The sequence below is a fragment of the Enterobacter sp. 03-F-07-AD-ECC genome, from assembly GCF_047530935.1.
Taxonomy (GTDB): Bacteria; Pseudomonadota; Gammaproteobacteria; order Enterobacterales; family Enterobacteriaceae; genus Enterobacter; species Enterobacter cloacae.
The window spans coordinates 149,773-175,702 of sequence record NZ_JBLKBZ010000003.1 but is presented as its reverse complement, the minus strand read 5'-3'; the positions used below and the strand labels follow the sequence as shown (position 1 = coordinate 175,702).

24 protein-coding genes and 1 riboswitch are annotated in these 25,930 nt (G+C 56.8%); of the genes, 8 read left to right on the top strand and 16 right to left on the bottom strand.

Features of this window, described 5'->3' with window-relative positions; all coding sequences use genetic code 11:
• Window positions 1-71: 71 nt before the first annotated feature.
• The 3 genes from rpoD to rpsU form a co-directional block, all read right to left on the bottom strand.
• Window positions 72-1,919: an RNA polymerase sigma factor RpoD gene (rpoD, locus tag ACMWKA_RS05940; protein ID WP_013098777.1), complete on the bottom strand. Its 1,848-nt coding sequence runs from the start codon at window positions 1,917-1,919 to the stop codon at window positions 72-74.
• A gap of 165 nt (window positions 1,920-2,084) precedes the next feature.
• Window positions 2,085-3,830 (bottom strand): DNA primase, encoded by a 1,746-nt coding sequence (dnaG, locus tag ACMWKA_RS05935; RefSeq protein WP_014833324.1) that lies wholly within the window; start codon window positions 3,828-3,830, stop codon window positions 2,085-2,087.
• Between the two features lie 116 nt (window positions 3,831-3,946).
• The gene (gene rpsU / locus ACMWKA_RS05930; protein WP_001144069.1) at window positions 3,947-4,162 is read right to left on the bottom strand and encodes a 30S ribosomal protein S21; all 216 of its coding nucleotides are present in this window, start codon (window positions 4,160-4,162) and stop codon (window positions 3,947-3,949) included.
• A gap of 236 nt (window positions 4,163-4,398) precedes the next feature.
• Here rpsU and tsaD point away from each other — a divergent pair, with 236 nt between their 5' ends.
• A complete protein-coding gene (tsaD, locus tag ACMWKA_RS05925; protein WP_040021821.1) occupies window positions 4,399-5,412 on the top strand; it encodes a tRNA (adenosine(37)-N6)-threonylcarbamoyltransferase complex transferase subunit TsaD in 1,014 nt (337 codons plus the stop codon).
• A 31-nt stretch (window positions 5,413-5,443) separates the two neighbouring features.
• Here the strand turns inward: tsaD and ACMWKA_RS05920 are convergent, their stop codons facing one another.
• Window positions 5,444-6,124, bottom strand: coding sequence for a LuxR C-terminal-related transcriptional regulator (locus tag ACMWKA_RS05920; protein ID WP_029883055.1), 681 nt, complete (start codon window positions 6,122-6,124; stop codon window positions 5,444-5,446).
• A 348-nt stretch (window positions 6,125-6,472) separates the two neighbouring features.
• Between ACMWKA_RS05920 and ACMWKA_RS05915 the strand changes: the two genes are divergently transcribed.
• Window positions 6,473-8,467 (top strand): S8 family peptidase, encoded by a 1,995-nt coding sequence (locus ACMWKA_RS05915; RefSeq protein ID WP_414760052.1) that lies wholly within the window; start codon window positions 6,473-6,475, stop codon window positions 8,465-8,467.
• A gap of 33 nt (window positions 8,468-8,500) precedes the next feature.
• Here the strand turns inward: ACMWKA_RS05915 and ureG are convergent, their stop codons facing one another.
• From ureG to plsY, 9 genes are all read right to left on the bottom strand, one after another.
• The gene (gene ureG, locus ACMWKA_RS05910; protein WP_013098772.1) at window positions 8,501-9,118 is read right to left on the bottom strand and encodes an urease accessory protein UreG; all 618 of its coding nucleotides are present in this window, start codon (window positions 9,116-9,118) and stop codon (window positions 8,501-8,503) included.
• Between the two features lie 9 nt (window positions 9,119-9,127).
• On the bottom strand, window positions 9,128-9,802 hold the full coding sequence (locus tag ACMWKA_RS05905) for an urease accessory protein UreF (protein ID WP_414760051.1): 675 nt from the start codon (window positions 9,800-9,802) through the stop codon (window positions 9,128-9,130).
• Window positions 9,802-10,341, bottom strand: coding sequence for a HupE/UreJ family protein (locus ACMWKA_RS05900; RefSeq protein WP_020689458.1), 540 nt, complete (start codon window positions 10,339-10,341; stop codon window positions 9,802-9,804). Before ACMWKA_RS05900 ends, ACMWKA_RS05905 begins: the two co-directional genes overlap by 1 nt.
• 9 nt (window positions 10,342-10,350) lie before the next feature.
• Entirely contained in the window at window positions 10,351-10,815 is a 465-nt protein-coding gene (gene ureE, locus ACMWKA_RS05895; RefSeq protein WP_020689459.1) for an urease accessory protein UreE, read from the bottom strand.
• A gap of 9 nt (window positions 10,816-10,824) precedes the next feature.
• On the bottom strand, window positions 10,825-12,528 hold the full coding sequence (gene ureC / locus ACMWKA_RS05890) for an urease subunit alpha (RefSeq protein WP_058651369.1): 1,704 nt from the start codon (window positions 12,526-12,528) through the stop codon (window positions 10,825-10,827).
• Window positions 12,521-12,835 carry an urease subunit beta gene (locus ACMWKA_RS05885; protein ID WP_040021813.1) on the bottom strand — a complete coding sequence of 105 codons (315 nt, stop codon included), beginning with the start codon at window positions 12,833-12,835 and terminating at the stop codon, window positions 12,521-12,523. The genes ureC and ACMWKA_RS05885 overlap by 8 nt, the downstream gene beginning before the upstream one ends.
• A 10-nt stretch (window positions 12,836-12,845) precedes the next feature.
• Window positions 12,846-13,148, bottom strand: a complete 303-nt coding sequence (locus tag ACMWKA_RS05880; RefSeq protein WP_003862556.1) for an urease subunit gamma — start codon at window positions 13,146-13,148, stop codon at window positions 12,846-12,848.
• Between the two features lie 10 nt (window positions 13,149-13,158).
• Window positions 13,159-13,986: an urease accessory protein UreD gene (locus ACMWKA_RS05875; RefSeq protein WP_062934241.1), complete on the bottom strand. Its 828-nt coding sequence runs from the start codon at window positions 13,984-13,986 to the stop codon at window positions 13,159-13,161.
• Between the two features lie 690 nt (window positions 13,987-14,676).
• Window positions 14,677-15,291, bottom strand: coding sequence for a glycerol-3-phosphate 1-O-acyltransferase PlsY (plsY, locus tag ACMWKA_RS05870; RefSeq protein ID WP_013098765.1), 615 nt, complete (start codon window positions 15,289-15,291; stop codon window positions 14,677-14,679).
• A 107-nt stretch (window positions 15,292-15,398) separates the two neighbouring features.
• Here plsY and folB point away from each other — a divergent pair, with 107 nt between their 5' ends.
• Window positions 15,399-15,767, top strand: a complete 369-nt coding sequence (gene folB, locus ACMWKA_RS05865; protein WP_013098764.1) for a bifunctional dihydroneopterin aldolase/7,8-dihydroneopterin epimerase — start codon at window positions 15,399-15,401, stop codon at window positions 15,765-15,767.
• A gap of 105 nt (window positions 15,768-15,872) precedes the next feature.
• On the top strand, window positions 15,873-16,694 hold the full coding sequence (gene bacA, locus ACMWKA_RS05860) for an undecaprenyl-diphosphate phosphatase (protein ID WP_014833310.1): 822 nt from the start codon (window positions 15,873-15,875) through the stop codon (window positions 16,692-16,694).
• A gap of 10 nt (window positions 16,695-16,704) precedes the next feature.
• Here the strand turns inward: bacA and ACMWKA_RS05855 are convergent, their stop codons facing one another.
• Together ACMWKA_RS05855 and ACMWKA_RS05850 are read right to left on the bottom strand one after the other, a co-directional pair.
• Window positions 16,705-17,946 carry a multifunctional CCA addition/repair protein gene (locus tag ACMWKA_RS05855; RefSeq protein ID WP_129328063.1) on the bottom strand — a complete coding sequence of 414 codons (1,242 nt, stop codon included), beginning with the start codon at window positions 17,944-17,946 and terminating at the stop codon, window positions 16,705-16,707.
• Between the two features lie 61 nt (window positions 17,947-18,007).
• Entirely contained in the window at window positions 18,008-18,628 is a 621-nt protein-coding gene (locus ACMWKA_RS05850) for a TIGR04211 family SH3 domain-containing protein (protein ID WP_013098761.1), read from the bottom strand.
• A 238-nt stretch (window positions 18,629-18,866) separates the two neighbouring features.
• Here ACMWKA_RS05850 and ACMWKA_RS05845 point away from each other — a divergent pair, with 238 nt between their 5' ends.
• The 3 genes from ACMWKA_RS05845 to hldE are packed head-to-tail and all read left to right on the top strand — an operon-like array spanning window position 18,867 to window position 24,516.
• Window positions 18,867-20,168, top strand: coding sequence for an inorganic triphosphatase (locus tag ACMWKA_RS05845; protein ID WP_414760050.1), 1,302 nt, complete (start codon window positions 18,867-18,869; stop codon window positions 20,166-20,168).
• 18 nt (window positions 20,169-20,186) lie between these two features.
• The gene (glnE, locus tag ACMWKA_RS05840; protein WP_414760097.1) at window positions 20,187-23,045 is read left to right on the top strand and encodes a bifunctional [glutamate--ammonia ligase]-adenylyl-L-tyrosine phosphorylase/[glutamate--ammonia-ligase] adenylyltransferase; all 2,859 of its coding nucleotides are present in this window, start codon (window positions 20,187-20,189) and stop codon (window positions 23,043-23,045) included.
• A gap of 40 nt (window positions 23,046-23,085) precedes the next feature.
• On the top strand, window positions 23,086-24,516 hold the full coding sequence (hldE, locus tag ACMWKA_RS05835) for a bifunctional D-glycero-beta-D-manno-heptose-7-phosphate kinase/D-glycero-beta-D-manno-heptose 1-phosphate adenylyltransferase HldE (protein ID WP_013098758.1): 1,431 nt from the start codon (window positions 23,086-23,088) through the stop codon (window positions 24,514-24,516).
• Window positions 24,517-24,590: 74 nt separating this feature from the next.
• Here hldE and ubiK read toward each other — a convergent pair whose 3' ends face one another.
• Entirely contained in the window at window positions 24,591-24,887 is a 297-nt protein-coding gene (gene ubiK / locus ACMWKA_RS05830) for a ubiquinone biosynthesis accessory factor UbiK (RefSeq protein WP_013098757.1), read from the bottom strand.
• Window positions 24,888-25,008: 121 nt separating this feature from the next.
• Window positions 25,009-25,159: riboswitch (FMN riboswitch) on the top strand.
• A gap of 106 nt (window positions 25,160-25,265) precedes the next feature.
• On the opposite strand from ubiK, the gene ribB reads away from it, so the two are divergent.
• Window positions 25,266-25,919 (top strand): 3,4-dihydroxy-2-butanone-4-phosphate synthase, encoded by a 654-nt coding sequence (gene ribB, locus ACMWKA_RS05825; protein WP_008502964.1) that lies wholly within the window; start codon window positions 25,266-25,268, stop codon window positions 25,917-25,919.
• Window positions 25,920-25,930 lie beyond the last annotated feature (11 nt).

Here is a 25,930-nt window from a genome sequence, read left to right as displayed (position 1 = left end):
CCTCTCTCACAGGGAGAGGGGATAAACAAAAAAAAAGCTCCCGATTGGGAGCTTTTTGCTGTTTACCTGGATTAATCGTCCAGGAAGCTACGCAGCACTTCAGAGCGGCTCGGATGGCGCAGTTTACGCAGCGCCTTCGCTTCGATCTGACGGATACGTTCGCGGGTAACGTCAAACTGTTTACCCACTTCTTCCAGCGTGTGGTCGGTGTTCATATCGATACCGAAACGCATACGCAGTACTTTCGCTTCACGGGCGGTCAGGCCAGCCAGAACGTCGTGCGTGGCAGCACGCAGGCTCTCGGTGGTGGCAGAGTCCAGCGGCAGCTCGAGGGTGGTATCCTCGATGAAATCACCCAGATGCGAATCTTCATCATCACCGATTGGTGTTTCCATGGAGATTGGCTCTTTGGCGATCTTCAGCACTTTACGGATCTTGTCTTCCGGCATCAGCATGCGTTCAGCCAGCTCTTCCGGCGTCGGCTCGCGACCCATCTCCTGCAGCATCTGGCGGGAAATACGGTTGAGCTTGTTGATGGTCTCAATCATATGCACCGGAATACGGATGGTGCGCGCCTGATCCGCGATAGAGCGGGTAATTGCCTGACGGATCCACCAGGTCGCATAGGTGGAGAACTTGTAACCACGACGGTATTCAAACTTATCTACCGCTTTCATCAGACCGATGTTGCCTTCCTGAATCAGATCCAGGAACTGCAGACCGCGGTTGGTGTATTTCTTGGCGATAGAGATAACCAGACGTAAGTTTGCTTCAACCATCTCTTTCTTCGCACGACGGGCTTTCGCTTCACCGATGGACATACGACGGTTGATGTCTTTGACCTGCTCGATGGTCAGGCCGGTCTCTTCTTCGATTTGCTGCAGCTTCTGCAGACCGCGATGCACGTCTTCTTTCACGTCGTGCAGTTTTTCAGACCACGGTTTGTTCATCGCGATAGCAGCGTTGAACCAGGTTTCGCTGGTTTCGTTGCCGGTGAAGAGGGTGATGAAGTTCTTCTTCGGCATTTTGCACTGCTCAACGCACAGCTTCATGATGATGCGTTCCTGGGTACGTACGCGATCCATCATCACGCGCATGCTGTTCACCAGGTAGTCGAACTGTTTTGGCACCAGGCGGAACTGTTTGAAGACTTCAGACAGTTTCAGGATCTCTTCCTGAGCAGCAGCGTGACTGCGGCCTTTGGCTTTGATGGTGTCACGCGTCACTTCGTACTGGGTACGCAGTTCGGCGAACTTCTCACGTGCCAGTTCCGGGTCGATGCTGTTGTCATCATCGGCGCTGTCGTCGTCGCTCTCTTCTTCATCTTCGTCTTCGTCGTCATCCATCTCTTCCTGAGACAGTTCAGAACCGACGTGAGTGGCGGTTGGCGCCATATCTTCTTCAGCGTTCGGGTCGACAAAACCGGTGATCAGATCGGACAGACGCGCTTCTTCCGCTTCAACACGATCGTACTGCTCCAGCAGATAGGTGATCGCTTCCGGGTACTCAGCAACAGAGCACTGAACCTGGTTGATCCCGTCTTCGATGCGTTTTGCGATGTCAATTTCGCCTTCGCGGGTCAACAGTTCAACGGTACCCATTTCGCGCATGTACATGCGGACCGGGTCAGTGGTACGCCCGATTTCAGATTCCACGCTGGACAGTACCTGTGCAGCAGCTTCTTCCGCATCTTCGTCAGTGTTGTTGGAGGTTTCAGCCAGCAACAGATCATCGGCATCCGGTGCTTCTTCCATCACCTGAATGCCCATGTCATTGATCATTTGGATGATGTCTTCGATTTGATCTGAATCGACGATATCTTCCGGCAGATGGTCATTGACCTCGGCATAGGTCAGATAGCCTTGCTCCTTACCACGTTGGACAAGAAGTTTCAGCTGTGACTGCGGGTTTTGCTCCATAAGACGGTATCCACACTTAATTCGTTTGATTGGTGTCGGCGATGGTTTGCCAACCTTTAAAGCGAGGGCGTACTTATATTTTTGCCGCTGCCTCTCAGTGCGGCTGCCGGGGGCTTCCCGATCGATATTCGGCACTTAAGCCGTTAAATACTTTTGTCTTTTTGCTTATTTCTTCGCCAGTTCCTGGTTTATCATCCAGAGCTCCCGGCGTTCTTCGCTGCTCAAACCGTGTGTGCGCTCGCGAGCAATCAACTCTTCCTGGCGCAGCTCGAGCATCGAATCAAACATATGGTTGAGTGAGTCGGTGAACGTTTTTTCTGCAATGTCCTTATCTGCTATATCGTCCCACATCGACAATTTTTCAAGGGTAGCGGCCTCTTTTGTGCCGCGATAATGTTCTAAAAGTTGTCCGGTGGTCAGACCTGGCTGAGACAAACATGTGTTGACCAGTTCTGAAAATAAGCCAAGTCCGGGCAATTTTTCGTGGTTCAAACCCGCCAGCGATGGCACTTGCGGCGCAAGTTCGGGGTTTTGGACCAGTAACCCTATCAGTATACGCATGGTTGTGCGTTTTAGCTGAGGCGCGGGGCGAACCGTGCCGTTTTCAGCCTGTTTTGGCATTAAACGTTCAAGCTGGCTGTCATCCAGAATGCCGAGCTTGTTGCCTAACTCCTGACGCAGATAGATGCGCAGCGTTTCGCCGGGCACCTGGCTGATTAACGGCAGCGCCAGCGTGCTGAGCTGCGCGCGCCCGTCAGGGGTACTTAAATCAACCTGCGGCATCAGGCTGTTAAACAAGAACGTGGAGAGCGGCTGAGCCTGCTCCATCCGCGCTTCAAACGCCGCTTTGCCCTCTTTACGCACCAGCGTATCCGGGTCTTCACCGTCGGGCAGGAACATAAAGCGTAACTGCCGCCCGTCGGTCATATAAGGTAGCGCAGTTTCCAGCGCACGCCAGGCGGCATCGCGCCCTGCGCGGTCACCGTCGTAGCAGCAGATGACGTTGTTGGTCACCCGAAACAGCAGCTGAATATGATCGGCCGTGGTGGACGTGCCCAACGAGGCTACTGCGTAATTGATGTCATACTGCGCCAGCGCAACGACATCCATATACCCTTCGACGACGAGAAGGCGCGGAGGTTCCGCATTTGCCTGCTGCGCCTCATAAAGGCCGTAAAGCTGACGGCCCTTATGGAAAATGTCGGTTTCCGGGGAGTTGAGGTACTTGGGCAGGGCATCACCCAGCACGCGCCCACCAAAACCAATCACCCGGCCACGCTTGTCGCGGATCGGGAACATCACCCGTTCGCGGAAGCGGTCGTAGCTTCGTCCCTGGTCGTTGGTGACCAGCATACCTGCGTCGATCAACGATTTACGATCTTCGCTATTGCCGCCAAAACGCTTTAACACGTTGTCCCAGCCGGGCGGGGCGTAACCAATAGCGAAACGCGCAATGACATCGTCGCTCAGTCCGCGCTTGTTCAGATACTGACGCGCAGGCTCAGCCGCAGAATGCTTAAGAGACTGTTGGTAAAACGAATTCAGGCCATCCATCAGTTGATACAGCGTTTGACGCTGATGGCGCTCTATCTGGCTTGGTCCACTGCCCGCTTCATACGGCACTTCAAGGTTGTGCATCGCCGCCAGCTCTTCGACGGTTTCAACGAACTCGAGCTTGTCGTAGTTCATTAAAAAATCGACGGCATTACCGTGTGCGCCACAGCCGAAGCAATGGTAAAACTGCTTTTCACCGTTGACGGTGAAGGAGGGGGTTTTTTCGTTATGGAAAGGACAGCACGCATGGTAGTTCTTGCCCTGCTTTTTCAGCTTTACCCGCGCGTCGATAAGATCGACGATGTCGGTTCTTGCCAGCAGGTCATTGATGAAAACGCGTGGGATTCGTCCGGCCATATGCCCCAAAAGTTTTTAGCAACTCATAAACGAAAACAAGCCGCGCATTCCTTCCGGAAGCACGGCCTTACGACTATTACTCTGTCTGTCAATTGAGGACTGTCGCCCTCAATGGATTAGTACAGACGAGTACGGCGTGCGTTTTCGCGAGCCAGTTTCTTCGCGTGACGTTTCACTGCAGAAGCTTTAGCGCGCTTACGTTCAGTCGTTGGTTTTTCATAGAACTCACGACGACGAACTTCAGCCAGAACACCTGCTTTCTCGCATGAACGTTTGAAGCGACGCAGTGCTACGTCGAACGGCTCGTTTTCACGTACTTTAATTACCGGCATGTAACTCTCACCTTTGATAAATTCGGTTTGCCGCTGGCATCAACGCCAGCTTATTTCAAAATGGTGCGGAATTTTACTGCAAATGCTGCTGCTTTGTAAAGCACCGACGCGTTTTTGAAAGGGACTTTTATAAGGGGGAAGAGTATACACGAGCGGATGTCCTGGGGCGAACAAAGTTTTACATCAACCCGCCCAGGCTCTACACTGCGCGGTACTGAAACGAGGTAAAACAAGTCATGCGTGTACTGGGTATTGAAACATCCTGCGATGAAACCGGCATCGCCATTTACGACGACGAAAAAGGGCTTCTTGCCAACCAACTGTATAGTCAGGTGAAATTGCATGCTGACTACGGCGGCGTCGTGCCTGAACTGGCCTCTCGTGACCACGTACGTAAAACGGTTCCCCTGATTCAGGCGGCGCTGAAAGAGGCCGGATTGAGCTCAACTGATATTGATGCCGTCGCCTACACGGCAGGCCCGGGTCTGGTCGGCGCGCTGCTGGTCGGTGCGACGGTGGGCCGTTCCCTGGCCTTCGCGTGGGATGTTCCGGCTATTCCGGTTCACCATATGGAAGGGCATCTTCTGGCACCGATGCTGGAAGAGAATCCGCCCGAATTCCCGTTTGTGGCGCTGCTGGTCTCTGGCGGCCATACCCAGCTGATTAGCGTGACGGGTATTGGTAAGTATGAGCTGCTGGGCGAGTCGATTGATGACGCTGCCGGAGAAGCCTTCGACAAAACCGCTAAGCTGCTGGGTCTGGATTACCCGGGCGGCCCGATGCTCTCGAAAATGGCCTCGCAGGGCACGGAAGGGCGTTTTGTCTTCCCGCGTCCAATGACCGACCGTCCGGGGCTGGATTTCAGCTTCTCCGGCCTGAAAACCTTCGCCGCCAATACCATCCGCAATAACGATGACAGCGAGCAGACCCGTGCTGACATCGCTCGCGCGTTCGAAGATGCGGTGGTCGATACGCTGATGATCAAGTGTAAACGCGCGCTGGATCAGACCGGCTTTAAGCGCCTGGTGATGGCGGGGGGCGTCAGCGCTAACCGTACGCTGCGTGCGAAGCTGGCGGAAATGATGCAAAAGCGTCGCGGGGAAGTATTTTATGCGCGCCCGGAATTCTGTACCGATAACGGGGCGATGATCGCCTACGCCGGGATGGTGCGCCTGAACGCTGGCGCAACGGCGGATCTGAGCGTCTCCGTACGTCCACGCTGGCCGCTGGCGGAGCTGCCGGAAGCTTGACCGACGCTCCCGTCTTAGCGGCGGGAGACGTTTACATTCCGATCTCAAACATCTGGTTCTTGATGATCAAAGAGTAAAGCTGGCAGTCGTTTTGTACGTCCAGCTTTTCCATCGCCCGGACCTTATGTGCGCTGACCGTTTTGATGCTTAAATGCATAAACTGTGCAATCTCCTTCAAATTTAATCCCTTACAAATCAGGCGCAGCACGTCAATTTCCCGCGGAGAGAGTTTCTCCACGTCCGTCTTTTCATGACGGAAAAGCATATTCACCAGCTGGTTTTCGATATAAATCTCGCCTTTCAGGACAGTGGTAATCGCCTGGCTTAAGGTTTTCTCGTTGATATCACGTGATAAGTACGCTCTGACTCCTTCCTTTAGCGCCTGACGGATAAGCGTGGCGTTTGCATAGGGCGAGAGCAGGATAATGTTAAGCGCAGGATAGGTCTGTTTAAGCCATCTCAAGAGCTTCAGCCCGTCCATTCCCCCGAGCGGAGGGCGGCTGAGGCTGGTTGTCAGCGAATAGCCAAGTATAGCGATATCCGGATTATGCTGGCCAAGAAGCGACTGAAGTTCAGCGGAGGCCGCTGCCTCACCGATCAGAACGCACCTCTGATCCATGCCAACGGCGGGTAACGAGAGGGACTGCATCATGGAGGATAAGCCGCGTCGAATTAACGAGGATTCTTCAGCGATAACGATTTTAATGTCCATAATGATGCGTCGTATTAACCCTTTCATGAAATGGCGGGGCCAACGGCGGTTGGAGCACCTCGCAAGATATAATGTTATTAAAATTCATTTTGCGGTAAAGTCGCAGCAGCAACGAGAATATTTTTAACGCCGACGGCTCTTGATTATTTCATAATGATTAAGCTTTACGTTTTTTGTATCTAAGTGTATCGTTGCATTGCGAAATATAAATTAACGCAGTATGGAGTTTTCTTAATTATTTAGAGAAAACTCTGTTCATCAGAGTAGGCCACTCTTATTCTTCGCGGTCCGTGTGTCAGTGATACTGAAAAAGGAAAAATTTCAATTCACACAGGAACCGTGATTATCATGAAAAAAAGCGCTTTATCTCTTTTTATTTGTGCAGCAATTTCATTCTCTGCTGCGGCTGAAACTCTGGTGCAAAATGAATTTGCACAGGATAATGCCACCTACACCGCAATTGTGCTCAAGCTAAAACCGACGACAGGTCTGTTAAAAGCCACAAACAATAAAATTACCTTGAGCGACGCTTCCCTGACAACAACAAATATGTTCCGTCCGACCAACTTGCGTAGTTCTACTCAATCCTCTGAATTGACGGAGCTTAATAAACGCTATGGTTTTGACCGTTATCTGCGCATCGAGTTACCGAAAGATAAAAGTCAGGATAAAACATATATTAACCATATTATCACCGAGCTTGAGCAAAATCAGAACGTAGAGTTTGTGTACCCGGAAGCCGAGCCGGTATCGCTGGATGACACGGCCCTTACGCCACAGTTAAAGTCCTCACTGAATGATAATTTAACGTCTGCTGCCGTTCCGGATTTCCGCAATAAGCAGGATTATCTCAAAGCGCCGGATGTTAAGCGCACCGGTTATTATATGGGGGGCGTCAACCGCGACAGTGTTGATCGCTATGCAGGCAGTGCGGGTGAAGGGGTAACGATTATTTCGGCGGAGATTGATGCCTGGAATACCAGCCATGCCAACTTACCGCCGATGAGCCTCAGCTCAGGTAAGACGACGTATGTTGCAAGCCATGATCACGACACCGCTTCAGTGGGGATTATGGCGGCGAAAGATATGGGCACCGGTATTCGCGGTTTAGCCTGGAAAAGCCGGATGGGGTATGCGGCCTCCGCGAGTAATAACCTCTATAATTTAATCCCCCAGCTAAAAGCGGGTGATGTGGTGCAGATCGGGATACAAGTTGCGGGTGGTTATCCATCGGGTTGTCAGAAGGATTGCTGGGTCGCAATGGAATCCCAGACCGCCTATTACGATATTATTAAGGCGCTGACCGACAAAGGTGTTCACGTTATTGAGGCAGCAGGTAACGGGAATATCAACATGGACAGCCCAGGGTTCCGGGGGGAGTATGACGTGAATGTCCGGGACTCCGGGGCTATTCTGGCGGGTGCGTTTTGTGCGAAAGACGGTAAAAAAGCGTCGTTCAGCTCCTATGGCTCGCGCATTACCAGTTCTGCCTGGGGCTGCTGGGATGTGGTGACCACCGGTTATGGCGATCTGTATAAAAACGCTGGCGCTAACGATTCCTATACCGCGACTTTTGCCGGAACCTCTTCCGCGAACCCGATTATTGCGGGTGTGGTAGCAAGCCTGTCAGGCATCGCCAAAGCCAACGGTATTACCGTGACACCGCGTCAGATGCGTCAGATTCTGGCGGAGACCGGTACGCCGCTGGCGAACGGGGATTCGGCAAAAGTGGGGACACAGCCTGACATGGAGCGCGCGGTAGCCCGTATTATGGCGCTGAAAGACGGTAACACCCCTGTCGCTCCGGCCCCAACCGCTGCGGCAGGCGCGGATTACACCATGGTCTCCCCGACCACTGGCGTGAGCACCTATCCGCTGGATGGCAGCAAGAGCCTGAATGCCAAATCCTATAACTGGAGCGTGACAAAAGGGGCGGAAACCTTCTCGCTGGAGGCGAACCTGAACGGCACGCTGGTGAAGAGCGTGGATAGCGCGCATGCCTATGCCGTTATTCCTGCCAACAGCGAGGGAGAAGCGGTCTTCACGCTGACCACAACCGGCGCAGATGGCCGGACCGCGACGGACAGCATGACCATTAAGGTCACTAAGCCTGCGGTACCCGCGAAAGACGACACCACGGAAAAAGATGACACGCCGGTAAAACCTGCCGCACCGGCCTATAACGCCAAAATCGCTTATCCGACCAAATGCACCAAAGTCTCCTATAACGGTAAAATTTGGTTCAACCAGTGGTATGTCAACCCGGGTCAGGAAACCCCGGGAACCGGCGGCCAGTGGGGCGCGTGGCGCGAGCAGGGTTCTTCCAGTAACAGCTGTAAATAACCCTCACGGCCTGGCATTGCGCCAGGCCTTTTTTCAGATCCTCAGCATCCCTTTCTCTTCCAGAAACGCAATAATCGTTGCCAGGCCGTCACCTGCCTTCAGGTTGGTAAAGGTCCACGGACGCTCGCCGCGCATGCGGTTGGTGTCGCGCGCCATCACCTCCAGCGAGGCACCCACGTACGGCGCGAGATCGGTTTTGTTGATCACCAGAAAATCGGATTTGGTGATCCCCGGCCCGCCTTTGCGCGGGATCTTCTCCCCTTCGGCGACGTCGATCACGTAGATCGTCAGATCCGCCAGCTCCGGGCTGAAGGTCGCGCTCAGGTTATCGCCGCCGCTTTCGACGAAGATCAGATCCAGATTGCCGAACTTCTCGCTGAGCGCTTCCACCGCGGCCAGGTTCATCGAGGCATCTTCGCGAATGGCGGTGTGCGGGCAGCCGCCCGTCTCTACGCCCACAATGCGCTCCGGCTCAAGCGCGCCCGCTTCGGTCAGAATGCGTTGATCCTCTTTGGTGTAGATATCGTTCGTCACTACCGCCAGATGATACGTGTCGCGCATCGCCTTGCAGAGCGCTTCCAGCAGCGCGGTTTTGCCCGAACCGACCGGGCCGCCCACGCCAACGCGCAGGGGATGTTTGTAATCAGCCATGTTGCATCCTCAGGAACGGAATAATCGTGAATATTGTGTTTCGTGGCGGGCAGAGGCGATGGCGGAAAGCGGCGTCGCCGCGCCCAGTGCCTCATCGTCACGTAAAAATGCCTGTTCAAACCCGGCGGCAAAATGGTCGCTGAGTTCGATAATCAGCGGTTGTGCGGCCTGTTGCCCAAACGGTACCAGCTTGACGCCAGCCATTACCGCGCTCTCAATCCAGCTGTAGCCCAGACTCAGGGCCAGCTCGTGCGCGCTAATACGCCAACGCACGCCGAGCCACGCCATGCCGCTGAGCTGGCTTTGCATAAACAGCGGCTGCCAGAGGGGCGGGCAGTCCGGCTCCCAGCTTTTGATGAGCCGCGTAAAGGCGGCGCCGCGATTGCGTTCTTCTTCCCGCAGTTCACGGGTTTCCCGGCAGGCGAGCAGGTATGACGTCCAGCGTTTTGCTGCCGCCAGATCGCCCTCTTCACAGGCCCGGTAGAGCCGGGCAAAAAGCGGCAGGTCAACGCAGAAAAAGCTCTGCTCCATCTGCAGGGTTTGCCAGTTTTTGAACGCCTCTGCGTCGGTAACCCAGCCTGTCTCGACGGCCCACTCCAGCCCCTGCGACCAGGTAAACGACCCGACCGGCAGGCTGCTACTGGAGAGCTGCATCAGACGCAGCCGCTGGCGGGCGAGTTCCATCAGCTCATCAGCGCCAGCAGGGCAGAGACGATAAGCCCACCGCCAAAGGTTTTACGCAGTCCGTCGTGACGGCGCAGCAGTAACCCGGCGGCGAAGCTGGCGCACAGCACCGTGGCGCTGGCCAGCATAAAGCCGCTGGTGAAGAGCCAGAAGCTGTGGCCGGACATCTCCACCCCATGCGCCCAGCCGTGGAACATCGCCAGGGCAGGCACCGCCAGCAACAGACGATTTTCGGTTTTAAACATCATCACGCCGCAGACGCCCAGCGAGGCGATAATCAGCATCTCCATGCCGCTAAAGCCGCCGAGCAGGCTGCCCGCAATGGCACCGACAAGCATCATCCCGAGGGTGGCAAAAGGCAGCAGCAGCTTGCGGCCGCTCAGCGCGGAGAGGACGCCCGCACCGGCGAGCATCAGCAGGTGATCAAGTCCGGTCAGCGGGTGGAAAAAACCAGCATGGAAGCTGTCGGCACCGTGTCCCGGATGTGCCAGTGCAGGCAGGGAAAAGGCCAGCAGTAACAGGGGTAAGTACTTACGCATGATTAATCCTTAATGTGAATGAGCGTGAGAGTGGCTATGGCTGTGGGCCTCGCTGGTGTAGGCCCCCGCTTCAGGTTCAAACGGCAGGCTGGCGAAGGTGACCGCCAGCCCAAACTGGCGCAGCATGTCGTCGAGGACGTGATCGTGGTGATAGCGCAACTCGCCGGGCATGATTTGCAGCGGCACGTGGCGGTTGCCCAGGTGATAGCAGGCGCGGGCGAGGAGGAACGGATCGTCGCAGCGCACCACGGAGACGGACTCCGGGGCGGCAATCACTTCGATGACTTCGCTGCCGTCTTCGTTACAGAGCAGGTCGCCGCCGCGCAACAGTAAACCGCGCGGCAGCATGAGCCCGGCTTCGCGCCCGTCATTCAGCGCCACGCGGGCACGGCTTTTCACCCGCACGTCAATCGGCAGCGTGACGCTGGCGGTAATCGGATGCGCATGGTCCAGGCGTTGGGTTAAATAGATCATCATCACTCCTCAAAACAGGAAATAGCGTTGCGCCATCGGCAGTACGTCAGCCGGTTCGCTGGTTATCAGTTCACCGTCGACGCGCACTTCATAGGTTTGCGAATCGACGGTGATATTTGGCTGCAGGCCGTTGTGGATCATGTCGGCCTTTTTCACCGTGCGGCAGCCTTTGACCACCGCCGTGGCGCTCTGCAGGTTGAGCTGTTGCGCTATCCCCTGCGCGGCCGCAGCCTGCGAGACAAACGTCAGCCGGGTGGCGTGACGTGCGGCACCCAGTGCGCCAAACATCGGACGATAATGGACCGGTTGCGGCGTGGGAATCGAGGCGTTGATATCGCCCATCGGGGCGCAGGCGATCATCCCACCCTTGACGATGGTGGCGGGTTTCACGCCAAAGAACGCCGGGGACCAGACCACTAAATCCGCCAGCTTGCCCGCTTCGATGGAGCCCACTTCATGGGCGATACCGTGCGTCAGCGCCGGGTTAATGGTGTATTTGGCGATGTAGCGCTTCACGCGAAAGTTGTCGTTATCGCCAGTCTCTTCCGGCAGTGCGCCGCGCTGCACCTTCATGCGGTGCGCCACCTGCCAGGTGCGGAGAATCACTTCGCCCACGCGGCCCATCGCCTGGGAATCAGAGGAGGTCAGCGAGAATGCGCCGATATCGTGCAGCACATCTTCCGCAGCGATGGTTTCCCGGCGAATACGCGATTCGGCAAAAGCCACATCCTCGGCGATATCCGGGTCGAGGTGGTGGCAGACCATCAGCATATCGAGATGTTCATCGATGGTATTGACCGTATAGGGCAGGGTCGGGTTGGTGGAGGAGGGCAGAATATTCGGGTGCGCACAGGCGGTAATAATATCCGGCGCGTGGCCGCCACCGGCCCCTTCCGTGTGGAAGGTATGGATGGTGCGCCCGCCGATGGCCGCCAGCGTGTCTTCGACGAAACCGGATTCGTTCAGCGTGTCGCTGTGCAGCGCCACCTGAATATCCATCTCTTCCGCCACCTCCAGCGAGCAGTTGATGGCTGCAGGCGTTGCGCCCCAGTCTTCGTGGATCTTCAGCCCGATGGCCCCGGCGGCTATCTGCTCGCGCAGGGCATCCGGGTTAGAACCGTTGCCTTTACCCAGCAGGCCAATATTCACTGGCAGGGTATCGGCAGCCTGCAGCATGCGGGCGATATACCACGGCCCCGGCGTGCAGGTGGTGGCGTTGGTCCCTGCCGCGGGACCTGTACCGCCGCCGATCATCGTCGTGACGCCGGAAACCAGCGCCTCTTCGGCCTGCTGCGGGCAGATCCAGTGGATATGAGTGTCGATCCCGCCAGCGGTAACGATCTTCCCTTCGGCGGCGATCGCTTCCGTGGCGGCACCGATCGGGATCGTCACCCCGGGCTGAATGTCCGGGTTACCGGCTTTGCCAACGGCAAAGATCCGCCCGTTCTTCACGCCGATATCCGCTTTCACGATCCCCCAGTGATCGACAATCAACGCGTTAGTCAGCACCAGATCCACGCAGTCATCCGCGGTCATCTGCCCCTGGCCCATACCGTCGCGGATCACTTTCCCGCCGCCGAATTTGACCTCTTCGCCGTAGACGGTGAGATCGTTTTCGACTTCGATCCACAGCTCGCTGTCGGCTAAACGCACTTTATCGCCGGTGGTGGGGCCGAACATATCGGCATAAGCCTGGCGCGAAATCTCAGCCATTTTTCACTTCTCCCATCACGTCACCCCGGAAACCGAAAATGCGCTGCGCCCCGGTGACCTTCACCAGCGTCACTTCGCGCTTCTGGCCGGGTTCGAACCGCACCGCGGTGCCTGCCGGGATATTCAGTCGAAAGCCCCGGGTGGCTTCCCGGTCAAATTTCAGCGCCGGATTCACCTCGTAAAAGTGATAGTGCGACCCTACCTGGATAGGTCGGTCGCCGTGGTTTTCGACGATGATATGCCGGGTTTCTCGCCCGACGTTGAGGGCAATATTGCCGGACTGGATCTGGTATTCGCCTGGGATCATCACGCGCTCCTTACACGATCGGGTTATGCACGGTGACGAGTTTTGACCCGTCCGGGAAGGTGGCTTCCACCTGAATATCCGGGATCATCTCCGGTACGCCTTCCATCACCTGGTCACGCGTCAGGACGTGACGGCCCGCTTCCATCAGCGAGGCGACGGTTTCGCCATCGCGCGCGCCTTCCATAATGAAGGCGCTGATCAGCGCGACCGATTCCGGGTAATTGAGCTTTACCCCGCGCGCAAGGCGGCGTTCGGCAACCAGCGCGGCGGTGAACAGCAACAGCTTGTCTTTTTCTCTGGGGGTCAGTTCCATAACGTTTCTCTTATGTCTGCCAGATACGCGGCGAACAGGCGGTTTTGGTGGTGAGAAGCGGGCGAAGCGACTGCCAGATATCGCGCATCACCCGCTGGCAAATCAGGTTGTCATGGGAGAGAAAACGCACCGACAGCAGATCGTCAGTGAGCGTCGCCCCGGCAAAGGTATTCAGTGGTGCGAGCAGCTCACGCGCCGTGTCGAGGTGCGTTTCTCCGGCCGGATAGAACAGCAGCGTGCCGAGCCACGGCAGCCCGGCAACAGGGGTAAGATCGCCGTCGCTGAGATGCTGACGCTCAATCAGACGTGGTTCGTCATCCACCCAGACCTCAAGGCGGCTCTCCAGCGTGCCGTGGCTGAAGGTCTCGCCGATCACCGGGCGACCCAGACAGTACAGCTCCCACGCCAGCAGCGTGCTGGAGGCCTTCAGGTGGAAGACGGAGCGCAGCGCGGCATTGGCGCCGGGAAAGATAATGGTGTCCTGCGGCAGCCACTCCAGCGTGGACGCCTCATCGAGATAAAAGTGCTGGTTAAGGCGGGCCTGTGGGCCGCTGCTGCGATAGAACTTACTGGCGCCGGGCATGGTGATAAGCGCGTGGCTATTGGCGTCCAGACTTACGGTAATATCCAGCCTGTCACCACCCACCACACCGCCCGGCGGGTGCAGCAGATAAAGGTGGCATGTCTCCCCTTCGGGGTAGAACGGACGCTGTACCGTGAGCGGCCCGACGTGGTGCGCGGCATGGAGGAGGGTTTTCTCAGGCGTGTGGCAAAACCGCAGGTCAAGCGAGGCCTGCCAGCCTTTGTACGAACTATCAGTGACCTGAGTTGCTAACATGGTGCTTCCATTCGCGCGCCCGGGAGATACGTTTCAGTATGCCCTGGCGGAAATGAAGGCTGTCATATGAGTCGCTTATGGATGGAGGCCTGTATTTTGGGGCTGCGGTGGAAGGGTTCCGTTCACTATAGCTTTTCTGCTTTATGGGTATCCCGCTGCGGTGAACGTGTTAAGGGGGCTCCCGCCGCCCCCTTAACAATCCCGGCTCCCGGCAAAGAAAATCGCCGCTGCGCGGTGCCTTCGGCTTATTCCTTCCGGCTATCGGGTCGGGCGTGATCCTACATCCATGTAGGTCACGCCCTCTTGGCGCATCCATGCGCCTCGCCCCGGCCTTCGGTCAACGCCTCAGCGATTTTCAGCCGGATCAGGCGTTTCCTCAACCTTCTCAGCAGTTTGAATGTGGCACGGGTGTTGAGTCCCCGCTGAAATCGGCGAACCGGAGACCGGATGACAAGGGCTGGACGCCAGGGATGGCGGCCAGAGGCGAATCGAGACAGGATGTCGAGTTGAGCCGACCGCAGGCAGCGGGTCGTGAGGTGAGCGCAGTGCGAAGCACCGATTTCGTCGCGGGGCCGCGGGGATTGATAAGGGGGCCGCGGTGGCCCCCTTATCACGTTCACGGGTGCCGGAACGTCATATTCTGTTGGTCATAAAGTGAACGGAACAATTCCACTAAAAGTAAATAAAACCCTACCGCGTCTCTCTCTTCTTCCGCTTTAACCGCGCCCAGATTTTCGTCTCCTGACGTCGCCACAGACGCTGAATATTATCGTGATGACGCAGCAGGATAAGGCAGGAGAGCATCGACACCGGGAAGGTGAACTGGGGTTTAAACCACCAGACATAGAACGGGGCGATCAGCGCGCTGACGATGGCGCCCAGCGACGAATAGCCGCTCAGAAGAATAGTCAGCAGCCAGGTGCCTGCCATCACGCCGGTGAGATCCCAGCCGATGGGCGCGATGGCACCAAAGGCCGTCGCGACGCCTTTGCCACCTTTAAAACCGAAGAATACGGGCCAGATGTGGCCGACACAGGCGGCGATGGCAATAAGCCCCAGCCAGAACGGGGTCACGCCCAGCGCATACGCGCCCCAGACGGGTAACATCCCTTTCAGAACGTCAAAAATCAAAACCGCTACGGCTGCTCCCTTGCCGCCAATTCGTAGTACATTGGTCGCTCCCGGATTCCCGGAGCCACTTTCGCGCGGGTCAGGTAACCCGGCAATGCGGCAGACCAGAATGGCGCTGGAGATTGAGCCGCAAAGGTAGGCGAGGAGAATCATTCCAGGCGCGATTGCACTCATAACGCTGTTCCGTTTTGAAAATGTATCTGTATTCTCAGCATCTGTGGATAATACGCATAATTCACCGGAAGTGGTATCCGGTTTAGCCAAAAAGCAGGCAGGTCGTGATGGATATTGTATTTATAGAGCAACTTTCGGTAATCACCACTATTGGTGTTTACGACTGGGAACAGACCATCGAGCAGAAGCTGGTGTTCGATATCGAAATGGGCTGGGATAACCGCAAGTCGGCAAAAAGTGATGACGTGAATGACTGTCTGAGCTATGCCGACATCAGTGAAACGGTCATCGCCCACGTTGAAGGGCAGCGTTTTGCGCTGGTGGAGCGCGTGGCGGAAGAGGTGGCAGAGTTACTGCTGACCAAATTCAACTCGCCGTGGGTGCGCATTAAGCTGAGTAAGCCGGGCGCGGTGGCGCGTGCCGCCAATGTGGGAGTCATCATCGAGCGTGGCACAAATCTGAAAGGAAAGATTTAACGTCATAATAGCTAAACCATTTTAGGTTATATCGGTCTTAAAGCTGTATCTTTCACGGTAGCTGTTGGGGCGACCGTTTTTTTATATTTTTTTAGGGGTTTATAGATGAGCGATATGCACTCGCTGCTGGTGGCGGCAATTCTGGGTGTGGTCGAAGGATTGACGGAGTTTTTGCCGGTTTCCAGTACGGGCCATATGATTATTGTTGGCCACCTGCTGGGCTTTGAAGGCGATACCGCAAAGACGTTCGAGGTGGTCATTCAGTTGGGTTCCATTCTGGCTGTGGTCGTGATGTTCTGGCGTCGTCTGTTTGGGCTGATCGGCATCCACTTCGGGCGTTTGCCACAGCGTGAAGGAGAGAGCAAGGGCCGCCTGACGCTGATTCATATCCTGCTCGGGATGATCCCGGCGGTGGTGCTGGGGCTGGTTTTCCACGACACCATCAAATCGCTGTTTAACCCGATTAACGTGATGTACGCGCTGGTGGTCGGTGGTTTCTTGCTGATTGCGGCGGAAGTGCTGAAGCCAAAAACGCCGCGCGCAGAAGGTCTGGACGATATGACGTATCGCCAGGCCTTTATCATTGGCTGCTTCCAGTGTCTGGCGCTGTGGCCGGGCTTCTCCCGTTCAGGAGCAACGATTTCCGGCGGGATGCTGATGGGGGTAAGCCGTTACGCGGCATCTGAGTTCTCGTTCCTGCTGGCGGTGCCGATGATGATGGGCGCCACCGCGCTGGACCTCTACAAAAGCATTGGTTTTCTCACCACGGGCGATATTCCGATGTTCGCCGTGGGCTTTATCACCGCCTTTATCGTGGCGCTGATTGCCATTAAAACCTTCCTGCAACTGATTAAGCGTATCTCGTTTATCCCGTTCGCGATCTACCGCTTTATCGTCGCGGCTGCGGTTTACGTGGTCTTCTTCTGACCTGCTGCCCTCAGTCTTTTGGCTGAGGGCAATGCTTTTCCTTCCACTCTGATACCGCCTGAATCCGCCGTTTCGTCAGCTCTTCGCGAATTTCCGGGCCTTTAAATCCTGCTTCGACGACCTCTTTGGTTGGCACGGCTTTGGCCACCTCCCACGCGGCGCGCAGCAAGCGCCCCTGCGGATAGTCGCACGCTTCGAACCCGGTGCGCCCGCGCACGTCAGCCTCGCTGGTGAGCGCGATCTGCTCGACACGCTGGGGTTTACGCCAGGCATCGATGTTATCGAACAGCTTAACGATGGTGGCCGGTTTCAGGATCGGGAAGGTGTGGATAAGGTCGTGGAATTCGGCCACCAGTTTCGCCAGATCGCGGATCTCGTTCGGCACCCGCAGGCGCTGGCACAACCCCTCGACCAGCTTCACCCCAGCCGGGCCGTGCCCGTGGTGACGAGGCCAGAACTCTTTTGGCGTTAAGCCTTTGCCTAGATCGTGGCACAGCGTTGAGAAGCGCACGTCCACCTCCGGGCTGAGCATGGCCGCCATACTGAGCGTCATCAGGGTGTGCACGCCAGTGTCGATTTCCGGGTGCCATTTCGCCGGGGCGGGTACACCAAACAACGTGTCTATCTCCGGGAACAGCACCTTCAGGGCGCCGCAGTCGCGCAGCACCTGGAAAAAGACCTGTGGATTGCGGGTGGTGAGGGCGTTCTCCGTCTCTTTCCAGACGCGTTCTGGCGTCAGGTGTTCAAGCTCACCCGCCTTGGTCATGGCGGTCATCAGCGCCATCGTCTCATCGGCAATACGGAAACTGAGATGGGCGTAACGTGCGGCAAAGCGCGCCACGCGCAGCACCCGGAGCGGATCTTCCGAAAACGCCGGGGAGATGTGACGTAAAAGACGGTTGCGCAGATCGTCCTGGCCGCCATAAGCATCAACGATCTGGCCGTTCTCGTCCTGCGCCAGCGCGTTGATGGTGAGATCGCGACGCAGGAGATCCTGCTCCAGCGTGACGTCGGGCGCGGCATAGCAAGTGAAGCCAGTATAGCCGGAACCGGATTTACGCTCCGTACGCGCCAGGGCGTACTCTTCCCGGCTTTGCGGATGGAGAAACACGGGAAAATCGCGGCCTACCTGCTGGTAGCCCGCGTTAAGCATCTCTTCGGGGGTGGCGCCTACCACCACCCAGTCTTTATCTTTGACCGGCAGACCTAACAACGCATCACGTACCGCACCACCGACCAGATAACTCTTCACGCCCTACACTCCCGTTTTCTCTTTTGGCAAGATAATACGTAAGTCTGGCAGAGAAGACGAATTAGTTCATCCAGCGGTCTTTACGTTTACGGCTTGGGATCAGGTGTGGCAGAACAAGACCCAGCACCAGGCCGACGCCCAGCACGCCGCCGCCATACATAAACCACTGCATGATGATGGTGCGCTGTTTGTCATCGAGCTGCAGATTAGCGGCATTCACCTTCTTCTGCGCCACAATCAGCTCATTTTTCAGTTTCTGGTTCTCTTCTTTCAGACCGTTAATCACGCTGTCGCTCTGCGCGACTTTCTGCTGCATTTCAGCGGTGCGCTGGTTCCAGGTACCGTCAATGTTGTTCAGCTTGTCGGTGAGGGTTTTCACCTGGTTTTCCAGATCCGGCACGCGGGTGCGCAGGCTTGGCACGGTGCTCAGCTCTTTCAGGGGGATCCAGGAGGTACGGCCGGAACTGTCGCGAACCTGACCATAATTGGTCTCGGTGTTGGTCTGTAACAGGGTGACTTCCTCGCCGGCATTTACCGTACCCACGAGGCGATAATTATCTCCGGGGCCGCTACGTACCCAGGTGTTCAGTTCGTCAGAAACGTAACGCTTTTCTTCAGCGTGGACCGCAGTCGCGGCGCTAAAAGCGAGTAAAGTAAGTCCAATCAGGCGTAATTTAAGCATATCAGTCGTTATTTTCATAAATAGTGGAACGATAGTAGTGGCATCAGTGTCTCTACGCAAAGGATTCGTCATCAATCAGAATCATCTGTGTCCCGATCGCCGCCGCTGCAAACTTTTTACGCCCGTCAAATTGCTCATTGCGTGGCAATTTGGCGCAAAATACTATGTACTGACAAACAAATGGCGAGGAAGTTCGCCTTCATCGACGCGTCTGTGACGCACGCAAAAGTACAAGGCTATGGCACAAGAGATCGAATTAAAGTTTATCGTCGAAAAAGACAGCGTTGACGCGCTCCGCCAGCATCTGCAAACGCTGTCCGGCGAACACCATGAACCCGTACAGCTGCTCAATATCTATTACGAAACGCCGGACAACTGGCTGCGTCGTCATGATATGGGCTTGCGCATCCGCGGCGCGAACGGGCGCTACGAGATGACGATGAAAATCGCCGGTCGCGTTGTGGGCGGTTTGCATCAGCGCCCCGAATACAATATCGACATCAATCAGCCAGAACTTGAGCTGGAACGTTTTCCGGCAGAAGTGTGGCCAAACGGCGAACTGCCATCCACCCTGGCAGCAGAGGTGCAGCCGCTGTTCAGCACCGATTTCTGGCGCGAGAAATGGCTGGTAACGGAAGGCAAAAGCCGCATTGAAATCGCCCTTGATTTGGGCGAGGTGAAAGCGGGGGAATACCAGGAGCCAATTTGCGAACTGGAGCTTGAACTGCTGGAAGGCGAGACGAACGATGTGCTGAAGCTGGCGCGTAAGCTAGTGAGTCAGTCAGGCTTGCGTCAGGGCAGCCTCAGCAAAGCCGCCCGCGGCTATCATCTGGCCGCCGGGAATGCGCCACGGGCGCTGAAAGAGACCCCTGTGTTGTGCGTAGCCCCAAAAGCCAGCGTTGAGCAGGGCATGGAGGCGGCTCTGGAGCTGGCGCTTTCGCAGTGGCAGTACCACGAAGAGCTCTGGGTGCGTAATGTGAAAAACGCAAAAGCGCACGTCCTGGCCGCCATCGGTCTGGTTCGTCATACTCTGATGCTGTTTGGTGGCATCGTGCCTCGCAAAGCAAGTGCTCACTTACGCGATCTGCTGACGCAAACTGAAACGCTGATGCTCTCTGATGTGTCTGCGCAAACGGCGATCTACAGCCCGCAAACCGCGGCCGCCAAACTGGCGCTGACCGAGTTTCTGGTGACGCGCGGCTGGCGCACTTTCCTGGACGCGAAAGCCCAGACAAAAATCGCAGAAAACTTTAAACGTTTCGCGGATATCCACCTCTCCCGCCATGCCGCAGAGCTGAAAACCACCTTTGCTTATCCGCTGGGTGACCAGTACGGCGACCAGCTGATCCGTCTGACGCGCAACATCGACTGCATGCTACTGCTGTCGGGTGCCTATGATGACGTCAAAACGCAGGCATGGCTGGAAAACTGGCAGGGGCTGAAACATGCCATCGAAACCCGTCAGCATATTGAGATTGAGCATTTCCGCAACGAGGCCATTTCGCAGGAGCCATTCTGGCTGCACAGCGGAAAACGTTAACTCTGGCAAGGAACCCCTATAATGCCGCTTTCTTCGCAGTTACAGCAGCAGTGGCAGACCGTTTGCGAACGTCTGCCTGAGTCATTACCGGCGTCATCGTTAAGCGAGCAGGCAAAGTGCGTGCTCACGTTCAGTGATTTTGTGCAGGAAAGTATTACTGCTAACCCGGACTGGCTGGTGGAGCTTGAAAACGCCCCGCCGCAGGATGACGAGTGGCGGCATTATGCCGGCTGGCTGCAAAGCGCGCTGGCTGAGGTGGCGGATGAAGCCACGCTGATGCGCGTTTTGCGCCAGTTTCGCCGCCGGGTGATGGTTCGCATTGCCTGGGCGCAGGCGCTTGAGCTGGTCAGCGAAGAGAGCACGCTCCAGCAGTTGAGCGAGCTGGCGCAGACGCTGATTGTCGCTGCGCGAGACTGGCTTTACGCCGCCTGCTGTAAAGAGTGGGGCACGCCGTGCAGCGAGGAAGGGGTTCCTCAGCCGCTGTTGATTCTGGGGATGGGCAAGCTGGGTGGCTGCGAGCTGAACTTCTCCTCCGATATCGACCTGATTTTTGCCTGGCCGGAGAACGGCTCCACGCGCGGAGGCCGTCGTGAACTGGACAATGCCCAGTTCTTCACCCGTCTTGGCCAGCGTCTGATCAAGGCGCTGGATCAGCCGACGCAGGACGGTTTTGTCTATCGCGTGGATATGCGTCTGCGTCCGTTTGGCGACAGCGGCCCGCTGGTGCTGAGCTTTGCGGCGCTGGAAGATTACTACCAGGAGCAGGGGCGCGACTGGGAGCGTTACGCGATGGTCAAAGCGCGGATCATGGGTGACAGCGACGACGCTTACGCCAACGAGCTACGCGCCATGCTGCGCCCGTTTGTGTTCCGTCGCTACATCGACTTCAGCGTGATCCAGTCCCTGCGTAACATGAAAGGGATGATCGCCCGTGAGGTACGCCGTCGTGGGCTGAAAGATAACATTAAGCTCGGCGCGGGTGGCATTCGTGAAATCGAGTTTATTGTCCAGGTCTTCCAGCTTATCCGCGGTGGTCGCGAGCCGTCGCTGCAATCCCGCTCGTTGCTTCCGACGCTGTCGGCGATTGAGCAACTCCATCTTCTGCCAGAGGGGGACGCGCAAACCCTGCGTGAGGCATACCTGTTCCTGCGTCGTCTGGAAAACCTGCTGCAAAGCATCAATGACGAGCAAACCCAGACCCTGCCGGGGGATGACCTGAACCGGGCGCGTCTGGCGTGGGGCATGCGCGTGGACGACTGGGCCGCATTGACCGAACGGCTGGAGGCGCATATGGCAGGCGTGCGCCGTATCTTTAACGAGCTGATTGGCGATGATGAAAGCGAATCGCAGGACGATACGCTCTCTGAACACTGGCGTGAACTGTGGCAGGATGCCCTGCAGGAAGATGACACCACGCCCGTGCTGGCGCACCTGAGCGACGACGATCGCCATCGGGTGGTGGCGCTGATTGCCGATTTCCGCCTCGAACTCAACAAGCGTGCCATTGGTCCGCGCGGTCGCCAGGTGCTGGATCACCTGATGCCGCACCTGCTGAGCGATGTCTGTTCCCGTGCCGACGCCCCGGTGCCGCTTTCCCGCATGATGCCGCTGCTGAGCGGCATTATTACGCGTACCACCTATCTTGAACTGCTGAGCGAATTCCCGGGGGCGCTGAAGCACCTGATCACGCTCTGCGCGGCGTCACCGATGGTGGCCAACAAGCTGGCGCGTTACCCGCTGCTGCTGGATGAACTGCTCGATCCCAATACCCTCTATCAGCCGACGGCGACCGATGCCTACCGCGATGAGCTGCGCCAGTATCTGCTGCGCGTGCCGGAGGAAGATGAAGAACAGCAGCTGGAGGCGCTGCGCCAGTTCAAACAGGCCCAGATGCTGCGCGTCGCGGCGGCAGATATTGCCGAAACGCTGCCGGTGATGAAAGTGAGCGATCACTTAACCTGGCTGGCGGAAGCGATCATCGATGCGGTGGTGCATCAGGCGTGGATCCAGATGGTGGCGCGTTACGGCCAGCCAAAACATCTTGCTGAACGAGAAGGCCGCGGTTTTGCCGTGGTGGGCTACGGTAAGCTCGGCGGGTGGGAGCTGGGATACAGCTCCGATCTGGATTTAATCTTCCTGCACGACTGCCCGGCAGACGTGATGACCGACGCCGAGCGTGAAATTGACGGGCGCCAGTTCTATCTGCGTCTGGCCCAGCGCATTATGCACCTGTTCAGCACCCGCACGTCATCGGGCATTCTGTACGAAGTGGATGCCCGTCTGCGCCCGTCCGGCGCGGCTGGTATGCTGGTGACCTCAACGGAATCCTTCGCCGATTATCAGAAAAACGAAGCCTGGACGTGGGAGCATCAGGCGCTGGTGCGCGCCCGCGTGGTGTATGGCGATCCGCAGTTAAAAACGCAGTTTGATGCCATTCGTAAAGCGGTGATGACCACCCCGCGTGAAGGCAGTAAGTTGCAGACCGAAGTGCGCGAAATGCGTGAAAAAATGCGCGCGCATCTGGGCAATAAACACCGCGATCGGTTTGATATTAAAGCCGATGAGGGTGGCATTACCGACATTGAGTTTATCACCCAGTATCTGGTGCTCCTGCACGCGCATGACAAGCCGAAGCTGACCCGCTGGTCGGATAATGTGCGCATTCTGGAGCTGCTAGCGCAAAACGACATCATGGATGAGCAGGAGGCGCAGGCCTTAACCCGCGCCTACACCACGCTGCGCGATGAGTTGCACCACCTCGCCTTGCAGGAACAGCCGGGCCACGTGGCGCTCGACTGCTTTACCCGTGAACGCGACCAGGTGAAAGCGAGCTGGCAGAAGTGGCTGGTGGAACCGTGCGTAACAAAACAAGTGTGATATCATCGCGCGCAAATTGTGAATCTTTCTGGAGTCAGGAATGAAAGTAACACTGCCAGAGTTTGAACGTGCTGGAGTTATGGTTGTCGGCGATGTGATGCTGGATCGCTACTGGTATGGGCCGACCAGCCGTATCTCCCCGGAAGCACCGGTACCGGTCGTTAAGGTCGATACCATTGAAGAGCGTCCTGGCGGCGCGGCAAACGTGGCGATGAACATTGCTTCTCTGGGCGCGCATTCGCGTCTGGTGGGCCTCACCGGTATCGACGATGCGGCGCGCGCGCTGAGCAAGTCGCTGGCGGACGTGAACGTGAAGTGCGATTTCGTTTCTGTTCCGACGCACCCGACCATTACCAAGCTGCGCGTGTTGTCGCGTAACCAGCAGCTGATCCGCCTCGACTTTGAAGAAGGGTTTGAGGGTGTGGATCCTGAGCCGCTGCACGAGCGCATTAATCAGGCGCTGGGCAATATCGGCGCGCTGGTACTGTCTGATTATGCCAAAGGGGCACTGGCAAGCGTACAGCAGATGATCCAGCTGGCGCGTAAAGCCAATGTGCCGGTACTGATCGATCCGAAAGGCACTGACTTTGAGCGCTATCGCGGCGCAACGCTGCTGACGCCTAATCTTTCTGAGTTTGAAGCGGTGGCGGGCAAGTGTAAGTCGGAAGCGGAGATCGTCGAGCGCGGCATGAAGATCATCGCTGACTTCGAGCTGTCTGCACTGCTGGTGACCCGCTCCGAGCAGGGAATGACGCTGCTGCAGCCGGGCAAGGCGCCGCTGCATATGCCAACCCAGGCGCAGGAAGTCTATGACGTGACCGGTGCCGGTGATACGGTGATTGGCGTGCTGGCGGCAACGCTGGCGGCGGGTAACTCCCTCGAAGAAGCGTGCTACTTTGCGAACGCCGCGGCGGGCGTGGTTGTCGGTAAACTCGGGACCTCTACCGTTTCGCCAATCGAACTGGAAAACGCTGTGCGCGGCCGCGCCGATACCGGTTTTGGCGTCATGACGGAAGAAGAGCTGAAAGTGGCCGTTGCCGCCGCGCGTAAACGCGGTGAGAAAGTGGTGATGACCAACGGCGTATTCGACATTCTGCACGCGGGCCATGTCTCTTATCTGGCGAATGCACGCAAGCTGGGCGATCGTCTGATTGTGGCGGTGAACAGCGATGCCTCGACCAAACGTCTGAAGGGCGAAACGCGTCCGGTGAACCCACTGGAGCAGCGTATGATTGTGCTCGGCGCGCTGGAAGCGGTGGACTGGGTTGTGCCGTTTGAAGAAGACACGCCTCAGCGCCTGATTGCAGGCATTCTGCCTGACCTGCTGGTAAAAGGCGGCGATTACAAACCGGAGCAAATCGCGGGCAGCGAAGAGGTCTGGGCCAACGGCGGCGAAGTGATGGTGCTCAACTTTGAGGACGGGTGTTCAACCACCAACATCATCAAAAAGATCCAGAAAGACAGTCAGTAAAAAACGGGCCAGTTGGCCCGTTATTTCACCCTCTCCCCGTGGGAGAGGGCTGGGGTGAGGGCATCAGGCCGCACTTAGGCCTGGTCATCCACCGGCGGTATCGCTGGTGCCGGCTTCACTTCTTCCGGGGTATTGCGGTTTTCCAGCTCGGTAAGACGCTGTTCCAGCAGCGCCAGCTTTTCACGGGTGCGCAGCAGAACCTGTGTCTGCACGTCAAACTCTTCGCGGCTCACTAAATCAAGGCGAACCAACTGCGCCTGCAGCGTCTGGCGGATTTTCTTCTCAACGTCATCACCAAATTCACGAATACCTTTTGGCATGGACTCATGAACCTGACGCGCAATTTGCTCAATTTTCTTCGGGTCAATCATAGTGGCTTCCCTTGATAAGACGGTGTTGATGAACATTGTAGCGCGTCATGCTCCAGGATAAAGCAGATTTGTTTGAAGCTTATGCATTGCCCAGGTTAATCAATAGCGTTATAGTTATCTCGCTTATTCTCAGGGCGGGGCGAAATTCCCCACCGGCGGTAAATCAGCGTCATGCTGAAAGCCCGCGAGCGCTTTGGGTGAACTCTCAAAGGTCAGCAGATCCGGTGTAATTCCGGGGCCGACGGTTAAAGTCCGGATGGGAGAGAGTAACGATCCAGTCGGGCATGGGCCCGCTCACGTTATCTTTTTGCCGCTTATACGGCGCTCCTAAGACTGCCCTGATTCTGGTAACCATAATGTTAATGAGGTTTTTTTACCATGAATCAGACGCTACTTTCCTCTTTTGGCACTTCAACTCAACGTGTTGAACATGCACTGGATGCCCTGCGCGAAGGCCGCGGCGTGATGGTGCTTGACGATGAAAACCGTGAAAACGAAGGCGACATGATTTTCGCCGCCGAAAACATGACCGTTGAGCAGATGGCACTGACCATCCGTCACGGCAGCGGCATCGTATGCCTGTGTATTACCGAAGACCGCCGTAAGCAGCTCGAGCTGCCGATGATGGTCGAAAACAACACCAGCGCCTTTGGTACCGGCTTTACCGTGACCATCGAAGCCGCGCATGGTGTGACTACCGGTGTCTCCGCGGCTGACCGTCTGACTACTGTCCGTGCAGCAATTGCCGATGACGCCAAGCCATCCGACCTGCACCGTCCTGGCCACGTCTTCCCGCTGCGTGCGCAGGCGGGCGGTGTGCTGACCCGTGGTGGCCACACTGAAGCGACCATCGATCTGGTGACGCTGGCAGGCTTCAAACCTGCGGGCGTACTGTGTGAACTGACCAACGATGACGGCACCATGGCGCGCGCACCAGAGTGCATTACCTTTGCACGCCTGCACAACATGCCGGTCGTGACAATTGAAGATCTGATCGAGTACCGTCAGGCGCACGAGCGCAAAGCCAGCTGAACGGTGCACGA

Coding starts and splice junctions, on each gene's coding strand:
- ACMWKA_RS05900 (WP_020689458.1), bottom strand. CDS start 10,341: ATGCGTAAGTACTTACCCCTGTTACTGCTGGCCTTTTCCCTGCCTGCA.
- ACMWKA_RS05845 (WP_414760050.1), top strand. CDS start 18,867: ATGGCACAAGAGATCGAATTAAAGTTTATCGTCGAAAAAGACAGCGTT.
- ACMWKA_RS05850 (WP_013098761.1), bottom strand. CDS start 18,628: ATGCTTAAATTACGCCTGATTGGACTTACTTTACTCGCTTTTAGCGCC.
- ribB (WP_008502964.1), top strand. CDS start 25,266: ATGAATCAGACGCTACTTTCCTCTTTTGGCACTTCAACTCAACGTGTT.
- tsaD (WP_040021821.1), top strand. CDS start 4,399: ATGCGTGTACTGGGTATTGAAACATCCTGCGATGAAACCGGCATCGCC.
- ubiK (WP_013098757.1), bottom strand. CDS start 24,887: ATGATTGACCCGAAGAAAATTGAGCAAATTGCGCGTCAGGTTCATGAG.
- ACMWKA_RS05885 (WP_040021813.1), bottom strand. CDS start 12,835: ATGATCCCAGGCGAATACCAGATCCAGTCCGGCAATATTGCCCTCAAC.
- ureG (WP_013098772.1), bottom strand. CDS start 9,118: ATGGCTGATTACAAACATCCCCTGCGCGTTGGCGTGGGCGGCCCGGTC.
- ureC (WP_058651369.1), bottom strand. CDS start 12,528: ATGGCTGAGATTTCGCGCCAGGCTTATGCCGATATGTTCGGCCCCACC.
- dnaG (WP_014833324.1), bottom strand. CDS start 3,830: ATGGCCGGACGAATCCCACGCGTTTTCATCAATGACCTGCTGGCAAGA.
- bacA (WP_014833310.1), top strand. CDS start 15,873: ATGAGCGATATGCACTCGCTGCTGGTGGCGGCAATTCTGGGTGTGGTC.
- ureE (WP_020689459.1), bottom strand. CDS start 10,815: ATGATCTATTTAACCCAACGCCTGGACCATGCGCATCCGATTACCGCC.
- ACMWKA_RS05905 (WP_414760051.1), bottom strand. CDS start 9,802: ATGGAACTCGCCCGCCAGCGGCTGCGTCTGATGCAGCTCTCCAGTAGC.
- ACMWKA_RS05875 (WP_062934241.1), bottom strand. CDS start 13,986: ATGTTAGCAACTCAGGTCACTGATAGTTCGTACAAAGGCTGGCAGGCC.
- plsY (WP_013098765.1), bottom strand. CDS start 15,291: ATGAGTGCAATCGCGCCTGGAATGATTCTCCTCGCCTACCTTTGCGGC.
- hldE (WP_013098758.1), top strand. CDS start 23,086: ATGAAAGTAACACTGCCAGAGTTTGAACGTGCTGGAGTTATGGTTGTC.
- folB (WP_013098764.1), top strand. CDS start 15,399: ATGGATATTGTATTTATAGAGCAACTTTCGGTAATCACCACTATTGGT.
- ACMWKA_RS05915 (WP_414760052.1), top strand. CDS start 6,473: ATGAAAAAAAGCGCTTTATCTCTTTTTATTTGTGCAGCAATTTCATTC.
- rpsU (WP_001144069.1), bottom strand. CDS start 4,162: ATGCCGGTAATTAAAGTACGTGAAAACGAGCCGTTCGACGTAGCACTG.
- ACMWKA_RS05880 (WP_003862556.1), bottom strand. CDS start 13,148: ATGGAACTGACCCCCAGAGAAAAAGACAAGCTGTTGCTGTTCACCGCC.
- rpoD (WP_013098777.1), bottom strand. CDS start 1,919: ATGGAGCAAAACCCGCAGTCACAGCTGAAACTTCTTGTCCAACGTGGT.
- ACMWKA_RS05920 (WP_029883055.1), bottom strand. CDS start 6,124: ATGGACATTAAAATCGTTATCGCTGAAGAATCCTCGTTAATTCGACGC.